At 69.7% G+C, this 16,264-nt stretch carries 16 protein-coding genes and 2 tRNA genes; 5 read left to right on the forward strand and 13 right to left on the reverse strand.

Features of this window, described 5'->3' with window-relative positions:
* Positions 1–72 precede the first annotated feature (72 nt).
* Positions 73–1,131 carry a rod shape-determining protein gene (locus OG624_RS15030; protein ID WP_051763591.1) on the forward strand — a complete coding sequence of 353 codons (1,059 nt, stop codon included), beginning with the start codon at positions 73–75 and terminating at the stop codon, positions 1,129–1,131.
* Positions 1,132–1,138: 7 nt separating this feature from the next.
* Here OG624_RS15030 and OG624_RS15035 read toward each other — a convergent pair whose 3' ends face one another.
* Together OG624_RS15035 and OG624_RS15040 are read right to left on the reverse strand one after the other, a co-directional pair.
* Positions 1,139–2,287, reverse strand: coding sequence for a sensor histidine kinase (locus tag OG624_RS15035; RefSeq protein ID WP_371639497.1), 1,149 nt, complete (start codon positions 2,285–2,287; stop codon positions 1,139–1,141).
* A gap of 192 nt (positions 2,288–2,479) precedes the next feature.
* On the reverse strand, positions 2,480–5,101 hold the full coding sequence (locus OG624_RS15040; protein WP_030715786.1) for a valine--tRNA ligase: 2,622 nt from the start codon (positions 5,099–5,101) through the stop codon (positions 2,480–2,482).
* A 100-nt stretch (positions 5,102–5,201) separates the two neighbouring features.
* On the opposite strand from OG624_RS15040, the gene OG624_RS15045 reads away from it, so the two are divergent.
* Positions 5,202–6,161 carry a hypothetical protein gene (locus tag OG624_RS15045; protein WP_371587760.1) on the forward strand — a complete coding sequence of 320 codons (960 nt, stop codon included), beginning with the start codon at positions 5,202–5,204 and terminating at the stop codon, positions 6,159–6,161.
* A gap of 56 nt (positions 6,162–6,217) precedes the next feature.
* On the opposite strand, the gene OG624_RS15050 is transcribed toward OG624_RS15045, so the two are convergent.
* From OG624_RS15050 to OG624_RS15075, 6 genes are all read right to left on the reverse strand, one after another.
* Entirely contained in the window at positions 6,218–6,493 is a 276-nt protein-coding gene (locus tag OG624_RS15050) for a hypothetical protein (RefSeq protein ID WP_371639498.1), read from the reverse strand.
* Positions 6,494–6,655: 162 nt separating this feature from the next.
* On the reverse strand, positions 6,656–7,942 hold the full coding sequence (gene clpX, locus OG624_RS15055) for an ATP-dependent Clp protease ATP-binding subunit ClpX (RefSeq protein ID WP_030026955.1): 1,287 nt from the start codon (positions 7,940–7,942) through the stop codon (positions 6,656–6,658).
* A 153-nt stretch (positions 7,943–8,095) separates the two neighbouring features.
* On the reverse strand, positions 8,096–8,764 hold the full coding sequence (locus OG624_RS15060) for an ATP-dependent Clp protease proteolytic subunit (RefSeq protein WP_033223992.1): 669 nt from the start codon (positions 8,762–8,764) through the stop codon (positions 8,096–8,098).
* A gap of 56 nt (positions 8,765–8,820) precedes the next feature.
* On the reverse strand, positions 8,821–9,438 hold the full coding sequence (locus OG624_RS15065) for an ATP-dependent Clp protease proteolytic subunit (protein ID WP_030026957.1): 618 nt from the start codon (positions 9,436–9,438) through the stop codon (positions 8,821–8,823).
* 276 nt (positions 9,439–9,714) lie between these two features.
* Entirely contained in the window at positions 9,715–11,103 is a 1,389-nt protein-coding gene (gene tig, locus OG624_RS15070; protein ID WP_033223991.1) for a trigger factor, read from the reverse strand.
* A gap of 165 nt (positions 11,104–11,268) precedes the next feature.
* Positions 11,269–11,345, reverse strand: a tRNA-Pro gene (locus OG624_RS15075).
* Between the two features lie 168 nt (positions 11,346–11,513).
* Between OG624_RS15075 and OG624_RS15080 the strand changes: the two genes are divergently transcribed.
* Positions 11,514–11,584, forward strand: a tRNA-Gly gene (locus tag OG624_RS15080).
* A gap of 253 nt (positions 11,585–11,837) precedes the next feature.
* Here OG624_RS15080 and OG624_RS15085 read toward each other — a convergent pair.
* On the reverse strand, positions 11,838–12,107 hold the full coding sequence (locus OG624_RS15085) for a DUF6959 family protein (RefSeq protein ID WP_033223990.1): 270 nt from the start codon (positions 12,105–12,107) through the stop codon (positions 11,838–11,840).
* Positions 12,108–12,193: 86 nt separating this feature from the next.
* Here OG624_RS15085 and OG624_RS15090 point away from each other — a divergent pair, with 86 nt between their 5' ends.
* On the forward strand, positions 12,194–12,661 hold the full coding sequence (locus OG624_RS15090) for a hypothetical protein (protein ID WP_033223989.1): 468 nt from the start codon (positions 12,194–12,196) through the stop codon (positions 12,659–12,661).
* 48 nt (positions 12,662–12,709) lie between these two features.
* Here OG624_RS15090 and OG624_RS15095 read toward each other — a convergent pair whose 3' ends face one another.
* A complete protein-coding gene (locus tag OG624_RS15095; RefSeq protein ID WP_371639499.1) occupies positions 12,710–13,291 on the reverse strand; it encodes a TIGR04222 domain-containing membrane protein in 582 nt (193 codons plus the stop codon).
* A gap of 282 nt (positions 13,292–13,573) precedes the next feature.
* Between OG624_RS15095 and OG624_RS15100 the strand changes: the two genes are divergently transcribed.
* Complete coding sequence (locus OG624_RS15100; protein WP_371640855.1) at positions 13,574–13,999, forward strand: hypothetical protein; 426 nt, start codon at positions 13,574–13,576, stop codon at positions 13,997–13,999.
* On the opposite strand, the gene OG624_RS15105 is transcribed toward OG624_RS15100, so the two are convergent.
* From OG624_RS15105 to OG624_RS15115, 3 genes are all read right to left on the reverse strand, one after another.
* Positions 13,989–14,183 (reverse strand): hypothetical protein, encoded by a 195-nt coding sequence (locus OG624_RS15105; RefSeq protein WP_033223987.1) that lies wholly within the window; start codon positions 14,181–14,183, stop codon positions 13,989–13,991. The genes OG624_RS15100 and OG624_RS15105 overlap by 11 nt on opposite strands.
* Positions 14,184–14,359: 176 nt before the next feature.
* Positions 14,360–14,815, reverse strand: coding sequence for an HD domain-containing protein (locus OG624_RS15110; RefSeq protein WP_033223986.1), 456 nt, complete (start codon positions 14,813–14,815; stop codon positions 14,360–14,362).
* Positions 14,812–16,218 (reverse strand): pyridoxal phosphate-dependent decarboxylase family protein, encoded by a 1,407-nt coding sequence (locus tag OG624_RS15115; RefSeq protein WP_371639500.1) that lies wholly within the window; start codon positions 16,216–16,218, stop codon positions 14,812–14,814. Before OG624_RS15115 ends, OG624_RS15110 begins: the two co-directional genes overlap by 4 nt.
* Positions 16,219–16,264: the final 46 nt, after the last annotated feature.

Raw genomic sequence — 16,264 nt, forward strand, 5'->3', positions numbered from 1 at the left:
CCTTTCGGGACCTACGGCACCCGGAGCGACCTGATCGTTATGCAAGCCTTGCGGCAGGAGATAGGGGAATAAATGCCGCAGGCCAGCAGCAACAAGACAGCATCCAGCCGCGACATAGGGATGGACCTGGGCACCGCCAACACCCTCGTCTACGCACGGGGGCACGGGATCGTCCTCGATGAGCCGTCCGTGGTCGCCGTGAAGGCGGGCACCACCACCGCCCTGGCCGTCGGTACGGACGCCAAGGAGACCATCGGCCGCACCCCCGGCTCCATCACCGCGATCCGCCCGCTGCGGGGCGGTGTGATCTGCGACTACGAGGCCGCGGAGGAGATGATCCGGCACTTCGTCCGCAAGGCCGTCCCCGGAAGGCGGCCCCGCACCCGGATGGTGATCTGCGTGCCCTCCGGTGTCACCCCCGTCGAGCGGCGGGCCATCGTCCAGGCAGCCACCCGGGCCGGAGCCAGGGCCGTGCACCTCATCGAGGAACCGATGGCCGCGGCGATCGGCGCCGGACTGCCCGTGGCCGAACCCCGCGGCTCCATGGTCGTGGACATCGGCGGCGGCACCTCCGAGGTCGCCGTCATCTCCCTGGGCGGCATCGTCACCTCCCGGTCGCTGCGCGTCGGCGGGGACCGCCTCGACACCGCGGTCATGGACCACGTACGCAAGGAGCACGGACTGCTCATCGGGGAGCGCACCGCCGAGGACGTCAAGCTGGGCCTCGGCTCGGCCTGGCCGGTCCCGGACCGGCCGGAGCTGGAGACGCGCACCTTCACCGTGCGCGGCCGCGAGCGGGTCGGCGGCATGCCCAAGACCCTCACGCTGACCGCGCAGGACGTCCGGGCCGCGCTCGACGAGCCGGTCGAGGCGATCATCACCGCCGTGCGCACCACCCTGGAGGAGTGCCCGCCGGAGCTGTCCGGTGACGTGATGGAGCACGGCATCGTGCTGACCGGCGGCGGCGCGCTGCTGCCCGGCCTGGACCTGCGGATGGCTTCCGCCACGGGCATCCCGGTCTTCGTCGCGGACAACCCGCTGGAGTGCGTGGTGCAGGGCTCCGGCCGCTGCGTGGAGGACCTGGACACCCTGGACACCTTGGGCGGCCCGTCGGCCCCGGCGAAGGTCTGAGCGGGGCTCAGCCGCGCGGGAGGGTGGCGACGACCTCGTACGCGTCCCGCGTGCGGGTCGCCGTCAGGGTCCCGCCGAGGCTGCGCACGCGCTCGGACATGCTCGCCGTGCCCGAGCCCGCCGAGACGGGGGCCCGGCCCGGGGTCCGATCCGGCAGCCCGTTGCGGACCGCTATCCGCAGCCGCGGGCCGTCCGCCGTGATCGACACGTCGATCATCTCCCCGTGCGCGTGCTTGGCGGCGTTGGTCAGGCACTCCTGCACCACCCGGTAGACCGCCGCCTGCCGCAGCGGGGAGAGCTCGTGCACGTCCTCGTCCATGGTGAGCCGGACGGGTGAGCCGGCGCGCCCGCTCTCCTCGGCGAGCGCCGGCAGCCCGTTCACGCCGGGGGTCGAGGCCCGCTCCCCGCGCTGCACGATGATCTCGTTGAGCACCAGGTGGGCCCGGCGCGCGGTGTCGGCCAGCTCCTCGAAGTCCGGCCCGTACGCCGTCTCCCGCGCCCGCATCGACAGCACTTCGGAGCGGACCGTGAGCAGGGTCAGCTCGCGCCCGACGAAGTCGTGGACGTCGCGGGCCACGGAGGTGCGCTCCTGTTGGACGGCGTGGAGCACGGCGGACTCGGCCCGCCGGGCGGTCAGCTCCCCCACCAGGTCGTGCCGGTAGGCGGCTATGCCCACCGCGGAGGCGAGCACCCCGATGGGTACGACCACGCTGAGGAACCCGCTGAGGGTCTGCCCCGCGGGCTCGGGCCAGCCCGGCAGGACGAACATGCCCAGCGCGAAGGCCACGTAGGCGAGGGTGGCGAGGATCCCGGCCCGGCGCCCGCGGTAGCGGCCGACCGAGTAGAGGGCGAACTGGATCAGGGTGAGCTCGTGCAGCCATCCGATGAAGAGCAGCGCGGCCAGGTACGAGAGCCAGGGCTGCCGGCGGCGCACCAGCAGGGTGACGCAGCCCAGGGCGAGGACGACGGCGGCGGCGGGCCCGGTCAGGGAGTTGTCGGCGGCGGCGAGGCCCGGGAGGTCGAGGGCCATCAGGCCGAGGCAACCGAGCGCGGTGAGCACGTCCACGGCCCGCGGCGATCCGGCCCAGCCCTCGGTGAGCCGACGGCCGGAAGCCAGCAGCCGGTCGAAGGCCGGGACGACGGGCTTGACGCGCATGCCCTCCATCATCCGGGGTCGGCGCTCGGGTTCGGATCGCCCCGGAATCGAAATAGCAGTGATTTAGGGCACTTCGGACAGGAGTCCGCTGTGACACGAACCCCCGCACGGGGAAGGGATACGGCGAAGGCCCCCGCATCGACCGACGGTGCGGGGGCCTTCACCTGTACGTACGTACCGGGTGCGACGGGACTAGGCGGCCGGCAGGCCGTCCAGCTGCGCCTGGAGCCGGGCGATGTCCGCCTCGGCCTTGGCGAGCCGGCCCTTGATCTTGTCCACGACGTTGTCCGGGGCCTTGGCGATGAAGGCCTCGTTCCCGAGCTTCGCCTCGGCCTGCTGCTTCTCCTTCTCCGCGGCGCCCAGGTCCTTCGTCAGACGCTTGCGCTCGGCCGCCACGTCGATGGTGCCCGACAGGTCGAGCGCGACGGTGCCGCCGGCGACCGGGAGGGTTGCGGTGGCGCTGAAGGAGTCACCCTCCGGCTGGAGGCGCAGCAGCTGCCGGATGGCCGCCTCGTGCGCGCCGAGCGCGGTGGCGCCCAGGTCCAGACGGGCCGGAACCTTCTGGCCGTCCTGCAGTCCCTGCTCCTTGCGGAAGCGGCGGACCTCGGTGATCACCGACTGGACGGAGGCGATCTCCGCCTCGGCGGCCTCGTCGCGGAAGCCGCTGTCCTTGGGCCAGTCGGCGATGACCAGGGACTCGCCGCCGGTCAGCGTGGTCCACAGCGTCTCGGTGACGAAGGGGACGATCGGGTGCAGCAGTCGCAGCATGACGTCGACGACCTCGCCGAGGACGCGGCCGGAGACCTGCGCCTGCTCGCCGCCCGCGAAGAAGGTCGTCTTCGACAGCTCGACGTACCAGTCGAAGACCTCGTCCCACGCGAAGTGGTAGAGCGCCTCGCTGAGCTTCGAGAACTGGTAGTCCTCGTAGTACCCGTCGACCTGCGCGACCGTCTTGTTCAGCCGGGACAGGATCCAGCGGTCGGTGGCCGACAGCCGCTCGACGGGCGGCAGCTCGCCCTCGATCGTGGCGCCGTTCATCAGCGCGAAGCGGGTGGCGTTCCAGATCTTGTTGGCGAACTTGCTGGACGCCTGGACCCAGTCCTCGCCGATCGGGACGTCCGCACCCGGGTTGGCGCCCTTGGCCAGGGTGAAACGGACGGCGTCGGAGCCGTACTTGTCCATCCAGTCCAGCGGGTCGACCGCGTTCGGGTTCGACTTCGACATCTTCTTGCCGAACTCGTCGCGGACCAGACCGGTCAGCGCGATGGTGTGGAACGGGGCCACGCCGTCCATGGCGTACAGGCCGAACATCATCATCCGGGCGACCCAGAAGAAGATGATGTCGTGGCCGGTGAGCAGGACGTCGGTGGCGTAGAACTTCTCCAGGTCCGGGGTCCGCTCCGGCCAGCCGAGGGTGGAGAAGGGCCAGAGGCCGGAGGAGAACCAGGTGTCCAGGACGTCGGCGTCCTGCGTCCAGCCCTCGCCGGTGGGCGGCTGCTCGTCGGGGCCGACGCAGACGACCTGGCCCTCGGGGCCGTACCAGATCGGGATGCGGTGGCCCCACCACAGCTGGCGCGAGATGCACCAGTCGTGCATGTTGTCGACCCAGTCGAAGTAGCGCTTCGACATGTCCTCGGGGTGGATCTTGACGCGGCCGTCGCGGACGGCGTCACCGGCGGCCTGCGCCAGCGGGCCGACCTTGACCCACCACTGCATCGACAGGCGCGGCTCGACCGTGGTCTTGCAGCGCGAGCAGTGCCCGACGGAGTGCATGTACGGACGCTTCTCGGCGACGATGCGCCCCTGCTCGCGCAGTGCGCCGACGATCGCCGAACGGGCCTCGAAACGGTCCAGGCCGAGGAAGGGGCCGTGGACGGTGATCACGCCGTGCTCGTCCATGACCGTCAGCGACTGCAGGTCGTGGCGCTGGCCGATCGCGAAGTCGTTCGGGTCGTGCGCCGGGGTCACCTTGACGGCGCCGGTGCCGAACTCCGGGTCGACGTGCGTGTCCGCGACGACCGGGATGGTGCGGTCGGTCAGCGGGAGCTTGATCTGCTTGCCGATGAGGTGGGCGTAGCGCTCGTCGTCGGGGTGGACGGCGACCGCGGTGTCACCGAGCATCGTCTCGGCGCGGGTGGTGGCGACGACCAGGCTGTCCTCGCCCTCGCCGTAGCGGATGGAGACGAGCTCGCCGGCGTCGTCCTGGTACTCCACCTCGATGTCGGAGATGGCGGTCAGGCAGCGCGGGCACCAGTTGATGATGCGCTCGGCGCGGTAGATGAGCTCGTCGTCGTAGAGCCGCTTGAAGATCGTCTGGACGGCCTTGGACAGGCCCTCGTCCATGGTGAAGCGCTCACGCGACCAGTCGACGCCGTCGCCGAGACGGCGCATCTGGCCGAGGATCTTGCCGCCGTACTCTTCCTTCCACTTCCAGACCCGGTCGGTGAACTCCTCGCGGCCCAGGTCGTGGCGGGACTTGCCCTCCTCGGCGAGCTGCTGCTCGACCTTGTTCTGGGTGGCGATACCGGCGTGGTCCATGCCGGGCAGCCAGAGCGACTCGTAGCCCTGCATCCGCTTGCGGCGGGTCAGGGCGTCCATGAGCGTGTGCTGGAAGGCGTGCCCCAGGTGCAGGGAGCCGGTGACGTTCGGGGGCGGAATGACGATCGTGTACGCAGGCTTCTCGCTCTTGGCGTCCGCCTCGAAGTAACCGCGCTCTACCCAGCGCTCGTAGAGCTTCCCTTCTACCTCGGCCGGCGCGTACGTGGTCGGCAGTTCGGAGGTGGGGCTGCTGGGTGTCTGCGTGTTCTCGGTCACGGGGCACAGTTTAGAGCGGTAACAGTCCAGTCATGAAACCGGTATTCCCGGGGCCCGGCGCCCTTCCCGCTCCCGGCTTCCGTCAGGATGTGTGAAACGGATGAGCAACCTCATTGGGGGACGCGGGATGAGCTACAACCAGCCAGGGCCCTACGGACAGCAGCCTCAGCAGCCGGGACCGTACGGCCAGCAGCCCCCTCCGCCGCCGGGCCCGTACGGCCAGCCCGCCCCCCAGCCGAACCCGTACGGGCAGCCGGCCCCGCAGCCGGGCTACGGCTACCCGCAGCAGCCGGGCGTCCCCCCGCAGGGCTACCCCCAGCAGCCCCCGACGCCGGCGTACGGCTACCCGCAGCAGCAGGCCCCGTACGGCGGCCAGCCGCCGAAGAAGTCGAAGGCGGGCCTGATCATCGGCGTGGTCGTCGCGGTGGCGGTGATCGCGGGCGGCGGCTGGTACCTCGCGGGCGGCGGCGCGGGCGGCGACATCTCTGCGGACACCAAGGGCTACAAGCTGGTCGCCCCGGAGTCGGTGGACGACTTCAAGAAGGACCCGTCGTACAAGGAGCCGGCCTTCACCGACGAGGACAAGAAGGAGGCCGAGGCCTCGGGCGTCAAGAACCCGGCCCGGGTCGGTATGGCCTACACGGCCGGCGACCCGAAGAACCCGCTGACAGGCAAGGGCCTCAGTTTCAAGGGCCTTTACGGCGAGATCGCCGACCCGGAGAAGTCCGTGGACGGCTACTTCGCCATGGCCAAGCTGAACGCGTCCAAGGACGGCAAGTCGGACGTCACGCTGATCGGCAGCCCCAAGGCGATGACGCCGGCCGGCTTCAAGGGCGCCGTGATGAAGTGCCAGGAAGCGAAGTTCGTCATCAAGGACACAACGACCAAGGGCCCCAAGGAGTTCACCCTCCCGATCTGCATCTGGGGCGACTACAGCACCCTGAGCATGGTCACCGCCACCGATGTGGCCTCCCTGTTCGCGAACAAGCCCGGATACACGATGGAACAGACCGCGGAGTTCACCGCGAAGCTCTACAACACCGCCCGCGTCAAGAGCTGATCAAACCCGTGGCGGCGCAGGGCATCGTGCACGCCCCGCGCCGCCCCGCCCGGGCTTCAGGCGAGTTCGTGACAGGCCGTGAGCGCATCGTCCTTCTTCACCCCGAGGTTCACGAGGAGCAGGAAGCAGCCGTGCCGATTCATGCCCGACATGTCCCAAGCGGCGCCGGCATCACATGCTTCCTGCACCCGCGGACCCACGGTGTAGCCCACGTTACGCAGGTAGACCTGGCAGTCGGCCGACGAGGCCGACGCAGGTGAGGCCGCCGCCAGAGGCAGGGCGGTAGCAGCGAATGCGGCCGCCAGGACGCCGATCGCGCGCTTCTTCTTCATTCCTCATCCCTCCGTGGAAGTTCGCCACACAGAGTTGATCAAGGAAAGCCCCCCAGGTCACCAGGGGATCGAATGCGAGTCCGATTATCGATCAAGATAGTCCGGAACACAGAAAGGGGCGCCAGGCCGTTGGCCTGGCGCCCCTCCTCGATTCCGTGGCGGCTACGCCGACTTCTCGTGCGGGCCCTGGTCCTTCGGGACGATCCGGGGGACCAGCGTCGGATTGACGTTGGAGCGGACCACGTCCGCGGTGATGACCACGCGGGCCACGTCCTTGCGGGACGGGACCTCGTACATCACCGACATCAGGACCTCTTCCATGATGGCGCGCAGACCGCGCGCGCCCGTCTGGCGGAGGATCGCCTGGTCCGCGATGGCCTCCAGCGCCTCGCGCTCGAAGTCCAGCTCCACACCGTCGAGTTCGAACAGCCGCTGGTACTGCTTCACCAGCGCGTTGCGCGGCTCGATCAGGATCTGGAGCAGGGCCTCGCGGTCCAGGTTGTGGACGGAGGTCAGCACGGGGAGGCGGCCGATGAACTCGGGGATCATCCCGAACTTCACCAGGTCCTCCGGCATGACCTCCTGGAACTGGTCGCTGGCCTCGATCTCGCGCTTCGAGCGGATCGTCGCCCCGAAGCCGATGCCCTTGGCGCCCGCACGCGACTCGATGATCTTCTCCAGGCCGGCGAAGGCGCCGCCCACGATGAAGAGCACGTTCGTCGTGTCGATCTGGATGAACTCCTGGTGCGGGTGCTTGCGCCCGCCCTGCGGCGGCACCGAGGCCGTCGTGCCTTCCAGGATCTTCAGGAGGGCCTGCTGCACGCCCTCGCCGCTCACGTCGCGCGTGATCGACGGGTTCTCGCTCTTGCGGGCCACCTTGTCGATCTCGTCGATGTAGATGATCCCGGTCTCGGCCTTCTTGACGTCGTAGTCGGCGGCCTGGATCAGCTTCAGCAGGATGTTCTCGACGTCCTCGCCGACGTACCCGGCCTCCGTCAGCGCCGTCGCGTCGGCGATGGCGAAGGGGACGTTCAGCATGCGGGCGAGGGTCTGCGCCAGCAGCGTCTTGCCCGAGCCCGTGGGGCCCAGCAGCAGGATGTTGGACTTGGCGAGCTCGATCGCGTCGTCCCGGCCCTGCGCGCCGCCGTTCTCGCCGGCCTGTACCCGCTTGTAGTGGTTGTAGACCGCTACCGAGAGAGCCTTCTTCGCCGGCTCCTGGCCGACGACGTAGCTCTCCAGGAACTCGTAGATCTCACGGGGCTTGGGGAGTTCCTCCCACCGGACCTCGGAGGTCTCCGCGAGTTCCTCTTCGATGATCTCGTTGCAGAGGTCGATGCACTCGTCGCAGATGTACACACCGGGTCCTGCGATGAGCTTCTTCACCTGCTTCTGGCTCTTTCCGCAGAACGAGCACTTGAGCAGGTCGCCGCCGTCACCGATGCGTGCCACGAGGTGCTTCCCCTTCGCCTGGGAGACGCCTGGTTCAGCGCTCCTGGTGCCTCATATCCGACGGTACCTTGCCGGGGGCCCCGTGCGGGGCCCCCTTGACGTGGTTCACATCTCCGAGTCCTGAGACGTGCTCACGCCAACTGGTGGCAAGGATCAGGCCTTGCTGCTCTTACGGGTGGAGATGATCTGGTCGATCAGCCCGTACGCGAGAGCATCTTCGGCCGTGAGGATCTTGTCGCGCTCGATGTCGTCGCGGATCTTCTCGATCGGCGTCGTCGAGTGCTTGGCCAGCATGGTCTCCAGCTGGTCACGCATGCGCAGGATCTCGTTGGCCGCGATCTCCAGGTCGGAGAGCTGCTCGCGGCCGGTGCCACCGGAGGGCTGGTGGATCAGCACACGGGCGTTCGGCAGGGCCATGCGCTTGCCGGGGGTACCGGCGGCCAGCAGGACGGCGGCGGCGGAGGCCGCCTGGCCCATGCAGACCGTCTGGATGTCCGGCTTCACGAACTGCATCGTGTCGTAGATCGCCGTCAGCGCGGTGAACGAGCCACCGGGGCTGTTGATGTAGATGGAGATGTCGCGGTCCGGGTCCATCGACTCCAGGCACAGCAGCTGCGCCATGACGTCGTTGGCGGACGCGTCGTCGATCTGCACACCGAGGAAGATCACGCGCTCCTCGAAGAGCTTCGCGTACGGGTCGTACTCGCGCACGCCCTGCGAGGTGCGCTCGACGAAGCGCGGGATGACGTAGCGGTTGTCCACCTGCGGGCCGGTGTAGAGGCCGCTCGCGGAGAAGTTGTTCTGCATCTGGGTGTTCACCATCCTGGTGGCGTTCTGCGGGCTGTCGGCTGCGGGGTTACTGACGTCGGATACCGGGATCAGGCCCCGGTGCCGCCGCCGCCCGGAACGTTGGACGCTGCCGAGATGATCTCGTCGATGAGGCCGTAGTCCTTGGCCTCCTCGGAGGTGAACCAGCGGTCGCGGTCACCGTCGCGGATGATGGCCTCGACGGTCTGGCCCGAGTGGAACGCGGTGATCTCGGCCATCCGCTGCTTGGTGCGCAGCAGGTACTGGGCCTGGATCTTGATGTCCGACGCGGTGCCACCGATACCGGCGGAGCCCTGGTGCATCAGGATGTCGGTGTTCGGCAGGGCGAAGCGCTTGCCCTTGGCGCCACCGGTGAGCAGGAACTGGCCCATCGAGGCCGCCATGCCCATTCCGATGGTGACGACGTCGTTCGGGATGTACTGCATGGTGTCGTAGACGGCCATACCGGCCGTCACGGAGCCACCGGGGCTGTTGATGTAGAGGTAGATGTCCTTCTCCGGCTCGGCGGCCAGGAGGAGGAGCTGCGCGGTGATCTTGTTGGCGATGTCGTCGTCGACCTGCTGGCCGAGGAAGATGATGCGCTCGCCGAGCAGCCGGTTGTAGACATGGTCGCCGAGGCCGCCACCGATGGACGGCTCACCCGCGGCGTAAGGCTTCAGATTCGTCACGTATCCACCTGCTCGTCTCCGACGGCCATGTGCCGTCTCAGCGTCTCGTTCTGGGGTCCGGTCCGGCCGGAGCGGACGGGTCCGCCGGCGCCCGGGTACTCACGTGCCCTCGTATTCATGGACCCTAACGCGCAGGTAGGACAACGCCATCCCGCTTCCCGAACTGTTCGCTCGGAGCGCAAGCTCCGGGGGCCTTACGGGGCCTGTGCCGAAGGGCCCGGACACGACGGTGTCCGGGCCCTTCGGGGCACTGCTCAGCGGGCTTCGCCCGGGGTGTTACTTGGCCTCGTCGGCCTTGACCTCGTCGTCGCCGTCGACGGCGGCCAGGGCGGTCTCGGCGACCTGCTCCTCGTCCTCGTCGGACAGGTCCACGACCTCACCGTTGGTGTCGACGACCTTGGCGGCCTCGACGACGACCGCGAGGGCCTTGCCGCGGGCGACCTCGCCGACCAGCATCGGAACCTGGCCACCCTCGACCACGGCCTGGGCGAACTGGTCGGGGGACATGCCGGAGGAAGCGGCACGGCGCATGAGGTGCTCGGTGAGCTCCTCCTGGTCGACGCCCAGCTTCTCCTTGTTGACCAGCGCGTCGAGGACGAACTGCGTCTTGATGCCCTTGATGGCCTGCTCGGAGGTCTCGGCGTCGAACTCCTCGACCGTCTTGCCCTGGAACTCCAGGTACTTCTCGATGGTCAGACCCATCTGGCCGAGCTGGTGGTGCTCCAGGTTGTGCTTGCGGGTCTGGACCTCGTCCGCGAGGAGCTTCTCGGGGATCGGGACCTCGACGAGCTCCAGCAGCTTCTCCAGGACGCGCTCCTGGGCCTGCGTGGCCTGGTCGTACTGCTTCATGTTCTCGAGGCGCTTGCGGCTGTCCGCCTTGAGGTCCTCAAGGGTGTCGAACTCGCTCGCCATCTGCGCGAACTCGTCGTCCAGCTCCGGGAGCTCCTTGGCGGAGACCTTGGTGACCTTGACGGTGACCTCGGCGTCCTTGCCCTCGGCGGAGCCGCCCTTCAGCTGCGAGGTGAAGGTGGCCTCGCCGCCGGCCTCCAGGCCGGTCACGGCCTCGTCGATGCCCTCGAGGAGCTCGCCCGAGCCGATGGTGTAGGAGACGTCGGAGGCGACGCCGTCGGGCAGCACCTCGCCGTCGACCTTGGCCTCGAGGTCGATGGTGACGACGTCACCCTCGGCGGCGGCGCGCTCGACGTCCTGGGTGGACGCGAAGCGGCCGCGCAGCTGCTCGACGGACTTCTCGACGTCCTCGTCGGAGACCTCGATGGCGTCGACCTCGACCTCGATGCCGGAGAAGTCCGGGATCTCGATCTCGGGACGGACGTCGACCTCGGCGGTGAAGGCGAGGACCTCGCCGTCCTTGAGCTCGGTGATGTCCACGTCCGGCTGGCCCAGCGGGTTCAGGTCGGCCTCGTTGACGGCCTCGGTGTAGAACTTCGGGAGCGCGTCGTTGACGGCCTCCTCCAGCACCGCACCGCGGCCGAAGCGCTGGTCGATGACGCGGGCCGGGATCTTGCCCTTGCGGAAGCCCTTCACCGTGACCTGCTGGTTGATCTTCTTGTACGCCGCGTCGAGGCTGTCCTTGAGCTCCTCGAAGGGCACCTCAACAGTGAGCCGAACCCGAGTCGGGTTCAGGGTCTCCACGGCGCTCTTCACGGTTCGGTCTCCTTGTGGCTGACTGCTGGGGATTCTGCCGTCACGCTGTGATTCAGCGGTTCGGCGGACTTCGGCCCGGTACATCAGACACACGGGCACGCAGCTTGCATAGTAACCGCAAGCGGCAATCAGCCCACAACGCGATCTTGTGGAGAACACTGCTGCTGGTCGGGGTGGCCGGATTCGAACCGACGACCTTCCGCTCCCAAAGCGGACGCGCTACCAAGCTGCGCCACACCCCGTCGGTGCGACACGTAGGGTACATGCCCGGAGACACTCTGATGCGCGGGGTTTCCCGAGGTATTTCGGGTGGACGTCCGCCACGGCGTCGAATGTGGTGTGCACCCACCGGGAGCGACCCGCTAGGATGCTGTCCGTGCCAAGGTCCTCGGACCTGCGGCGCACGCGTTGCGGGTGTAGCTCAATGGTAGAGCACTAGTCTTCCAAACTAGCTACGCGGGTTCGATTCCCGTCACCCGCTCAGAAGTACGAAGGGCCAGGTCAGAGGGCATCTCCTCGACCTGGCCCTTCGTCGTTCCGGGGGCGACCATCACCTCCACGTGCTCTCTGCGTGCCCTTCCCACGAGCCCGCTCGGCGCGTCGGCGATCGGCCGGCCCCCGATCGTCGCCGGCGCGGCGGTGGATCGGTACGGAACGGGCGGTGTCGTGACTCCCTACGCGTCATCAACTCCCGCGCTCCGGCGCCTTCGTGTGCCTCGGAGCGCGATCGCGGATCAGAAGAAGGGTCGACGGATTCCGTGGGCGTCGAGCGCGTCCGTGTAGCGCAGGAGCTTTTCGTCCAGGTCGGCGTGGAGGAGGCTCGCCGCGTGCCGGGCCTCCTCCAGGTCACCGGCGGCGCAGAGTTCGATGAGCTCGGCCACGTCCGTCCGAAGGATGCTCAGGGTGTCCCCCTGGATCAGGACCCCCGGGAAGTTGCGTCCCGGGAGGCGCACCACGGCGTCGTTGCCGCCGTCGGTGAACAGCTCGGCCTCTACTCGTTCCATCGGAGCCCCCGTCTCGAAGTTCGGCCGTCCGCACATACAGTCGGCGCGTCGCTCGAGTACCTCAAACCGTCGACCGAGGAGGCAACGTGAAATACGTGGTGGTCGAACAGCAGGGACGAGGGACGTACTGGCACAGCCCCGGCGCCTACCTCGCCGCGTTGCCCGACATCGCCCCGGCCCTCCCGCCCGGCGCGCGTGCGTTCGCCACGGATCCCGACCACTACGACTTCTCGGCGGCGCGGTGCGTCAAGGACCTCCGCCCTCTGGCTCTGCCTCCCACCGACGGCGCCCCGGAGCGGTTCGAGATCCGTTTCGCCTGGTCAGGGGGTCAGGACGAGGTGCTCACGATTCGGTACAGCGGGGTCGGCCGCGTCGAGATCACAGCGGACGACGGCGGTGACGTCGAGCTGTCCGACCACAACAGCGTGCGGCTGGACGAGGTGCTGCCGCATGAGGTGGGCTGCAGTCATGAACTGAGGCTCACCTGTGCGACGGTGCGGATCCTGTGCGCGGATCTCGTGGCGGAGTGGGCGTCGGATCCGGATCACCTGTAGCCGTCACCTGCCCCTCGTGGGGGCCTGCGTAGGCCCTCGGTGCGGCCTTCAGTCCCCGCCGCCTCCGCCGCCGTCCCCTCCGCCGCCGTAGCCGCCCGAGGTGGTGTCGGAGTCGTCTTCGAGGGCTTTGCCCATGCGGCGCAGCGTGCGGCCGAGGCCGTCGGGGAGGGTGTGGGGGCCGCTCAGTCCGGCTCGGACGGGGCCCGGGGCGAGGGCCGCGGCGCCTTCGAGCACGTACGCGGGAAGGGTTCCCTGCGATACCGCGGCCGCCAGCTGCCGGCGTCCCGCACGGGTGGGTCGGCGGTGCCAGTCGCGTACGAGGCCGAGGTGGACGAGCCGGTGGACGAGGGCGTCGATTTCCTCGCGGTGCCTGAGGTCCTCGAACACCTCCTCGACGCGCTTGCTGCGCGGGCACGCGGCGATCACCGCGCGTTCGACCGGATGCGGGGGCTGCTCCGCGTCGACGGTGCGGAGCCGGCCGGCCCGCAGGGACAGTGTCCCGCGCTCGACGAGCGCGATGATCGCGCTCTCCAGGACGCGCTGCTCGCCGCCTGCGAGGTAGGCGTACTCGTACACGTCGAGCGCCTCCCCGCCGTTCCCCGTCCCCGCCCGCCGGTGCACCTGTGCCATACCGTCTCCCCCTTCCGGACCTGTGCTCGCATGGTCACCCGGAGGCGGCGGCTCCGGCCCTCCTGCGGCCGTACTCGGAGGTTCTGCTGAGCTTCGCGGTCCGCGTCTTCGTTGCCGACGGCGGGAAGTCGGGGCGGGTGCGGGTGTGCCGGCATCGACACGTGCCGCCAAGTCGCTTCCCGTTGCATCCTGTTCGGCGGTGAACGGGGGTGGGGAACGTGGACGGCAACGACGGTGGGCGTCGGCGGTGGGCGCCGTTGGGGGTCTCGTACGGCCTTGGTCGTGCCGCTGGTGCTCGCGCTGCTGCTGGGCGCGTTGTCGGTGCTGGTGCTGCTTCCGGCGGCCCAGCACCTACGGTCGCTGCGCGGCGGCGAGCGGGCTCAGGCGACGTTGCGCACGGGCGGCTCGTGCGTGCTGGGTCGGTGCCAGGTCGAGTTCGAGGCGGCCGGGCGGACCGTGACGGCGGATCTGCCGGTGGGTAGCGGCGGCGGCAAGAGCCCGGTCGGCGCTCGGACGGCCGTTCGCCACCGGGCGGACGATCCGCGTGTGGTCGCCCGTGAGGAGGACCTCGGGGGCGGCGCGGCGGCCGTGGGGGCGGTGACGGCGGGCGGGGCCGCCCTGTTCTTCCTGGTGCTGCCGATCCTGGCGGCGAGGTACCGGCGGCGGTCCACGGCGCCCCGGGTCGACCGCCCGCGGATCAGAGCTTGATGTTCGCGATCATCGTCGCGAGGGAGTTCAGGAAGCGGTTCACGTCGTCCGCGATCGAGCTGGACGCGAGGAAGAAGCCGAAGAGCGCCGCGATGATGGCGGGGCCCGTCTTGATGTGGTTGCCGCGGATCAGCACCACCAGGATGACCGCCAACAGAACCACCACTGACAGCGAAATGGCCACTACTGATCACACCTTCGGTCGTCCCCTGGTCGGCCCGGGGCGTGCGGCCAGGCACACCCCCACATGGACCATCCTCCCACCAACGGGCCTCGGCTATACGCCCCGTGACGAACCACCGTGGTTCCGTTTCCGCCAACCCCACGAGCAACAGGAATATTTCGGGCGCGGGGCACGGATCACGGGGTGGTGAGGCCGAGGAGGGAACGGATATTCGCATACTTTACGGACAGCCGCTCGCGCGTGGGAGCGTCGAGCACGGAGAGCCGTACGGGGTCCGCGTTGTGCGCGAGGTCGGCCTCCTTGATCAGCAGGGCGCCCGGGGTGGCCAGGATGCGCGCCGCGTACCGCTCGACCGGCTCACCCGGGCGTTTGGTGACCGCCAGGACCATGTCCTTCACCGTCTGCGGGAGAGCCGCCGCGTCCAGCCAGGTGAGGCTGAGGGCCTCGTCCTCGATGGCGTCGTGGAGCCAGGCCGCCGCCTGCTGTTCGGCGGTGCCGCCGCGCAGTCGTACGCCCTCGGCGACGGCCGCGAGGTGTTCGGCGTACGGCCGTCCGGCCTTGTCGGTCTGGCCCTCGTGCGCGTCGCGCGCCAAGGCCTCGACCTCGATCAGAGTCAGGGGGCTGTCCGTCATGCGATCTCCCTTGCCGCTGCGCCGAGTGCCTCCGCTGCCCGGCGTACGTCCGCCTGTGTGGTACGCCAGTTGGAGAACGCGGCGCGCAGGCCGGCGGTTCCCTCGAGGACGGTGGGAGTGACGAACACCTCGCCGGCCACCGCCTCGCGCAGGGCGGTGAGGCGTGCGGGGGTGGGGGCCTCGGCGAGGGTGAAGCAGACGACGTTCAGGCGGACCGGGGCGAGGAGGGTGAGGGCGGGGTCCTCGGCCACGGCGGCGCCCAGGGCGCGGGCGCAGGCGATGTCGCGTTCGACGATCTCCCGGTGGCCCTGGCGGCCGTACGCGCGGAGCGTGAACCAGGCGGCGAGGGCCCGCAGCCGGTGGGAGTTCTCGGGGGTGAGGTGGACGAGGTCGGGGTCCTCGCCGAGGGGGCCGAGGTAGGCGGCGGAGTTCTGGAAGACACGGGCCTGCAGATCTTGGCGGCGGGTGAACTGGACGGCGCTGTCGTAGGGGACGTTGAGCCATTTGTGCAGGTCGACGCAGACGGAGTCGGAGGCGTCCAGGCCGTCGACGAGGGGCGCGTGCTCCGGGGAGAGGGCGGCGAAGGCGCCGAACGCGGCGTCGGTGTGCAGCCAGAAGTCGTGGCGCTCGCGCAGGGCTTGGATGGCCCGGAGGTCGTCGAAGTCGACGGTGTTGACGGTGCCGGCGTTGGCGACGACCACGGCGGGTCCGGGGGTGTCGGCCAGCGCCCGTTCCAGGGCTGCGGGGTCGACGGCCTCGCGGCCCGGCAAGGTGGGCACCCGGACCAGGGAGTTGCGGCCGAGGCCCAGGACCGAGAGGGCCTTGCCGATCGAGGAGTGCGGGGCTCCGGAGAGCACGCGGACCGGTCCGAGCGCCGCCGCGCCGTCGTCGGCGGGCGAGACTCCGAGGCGTTCGCCGAGCCATTCGCGGGCGATGGCGAGGCCGGTGGTGTTGGACATGGTGGCGCCGGAGACGAAGGTGCCGCAGTGGGCGGCGCTCAGGCCGAAGAGCTCGCGCAGCCAGCCGACGGTCTCGCGTTCGAGGTCCTGGCCGCCGCCGTCGAGGGCGGAGTTGGAGTTCTGGTCGTGGACGGCGGTGAGCCAGTCGCCGGCGAGGGCGGCCGGGGTGGCGCCTCCCGTGACGAAGCCGAGGTAGCGCGGTCCCGCGGAGGCCGACAGCCGCGGCTCCCAGCGGTCGCGGAAGGCGTCGAGCGCGGCGTCCGTGCCGGTGGCGTGCTCCGGCAGGCCTTCGGGGGCGCGCGCCTGCCCGGCGGGCGGTACGGACGGTGCGGGCGGTACGACGGGACGCGCGTCCAGCGTGGCGAGCGCGTCGGCGGCTGCGGCGCGGGTGGCGTCGAGGAGTTCGGGGAGCCGGGCGAGGTCGGCGGCGAGCGTGCGGTCCATGGGGGCACGGTAGGCGCGGCCCGGCCCGAGGGGGCGGGCCAATCCA

The sequence above is a fragment of the Streptomyces virginiae genome, from assembly GCF_041432505.1.
Lineage (GTDB): Bacteria > Actinomycetota > Actinomycetes > Streptomycetales > Streptomycetaceae > Streptomyces > Streptomyces virginiae_A.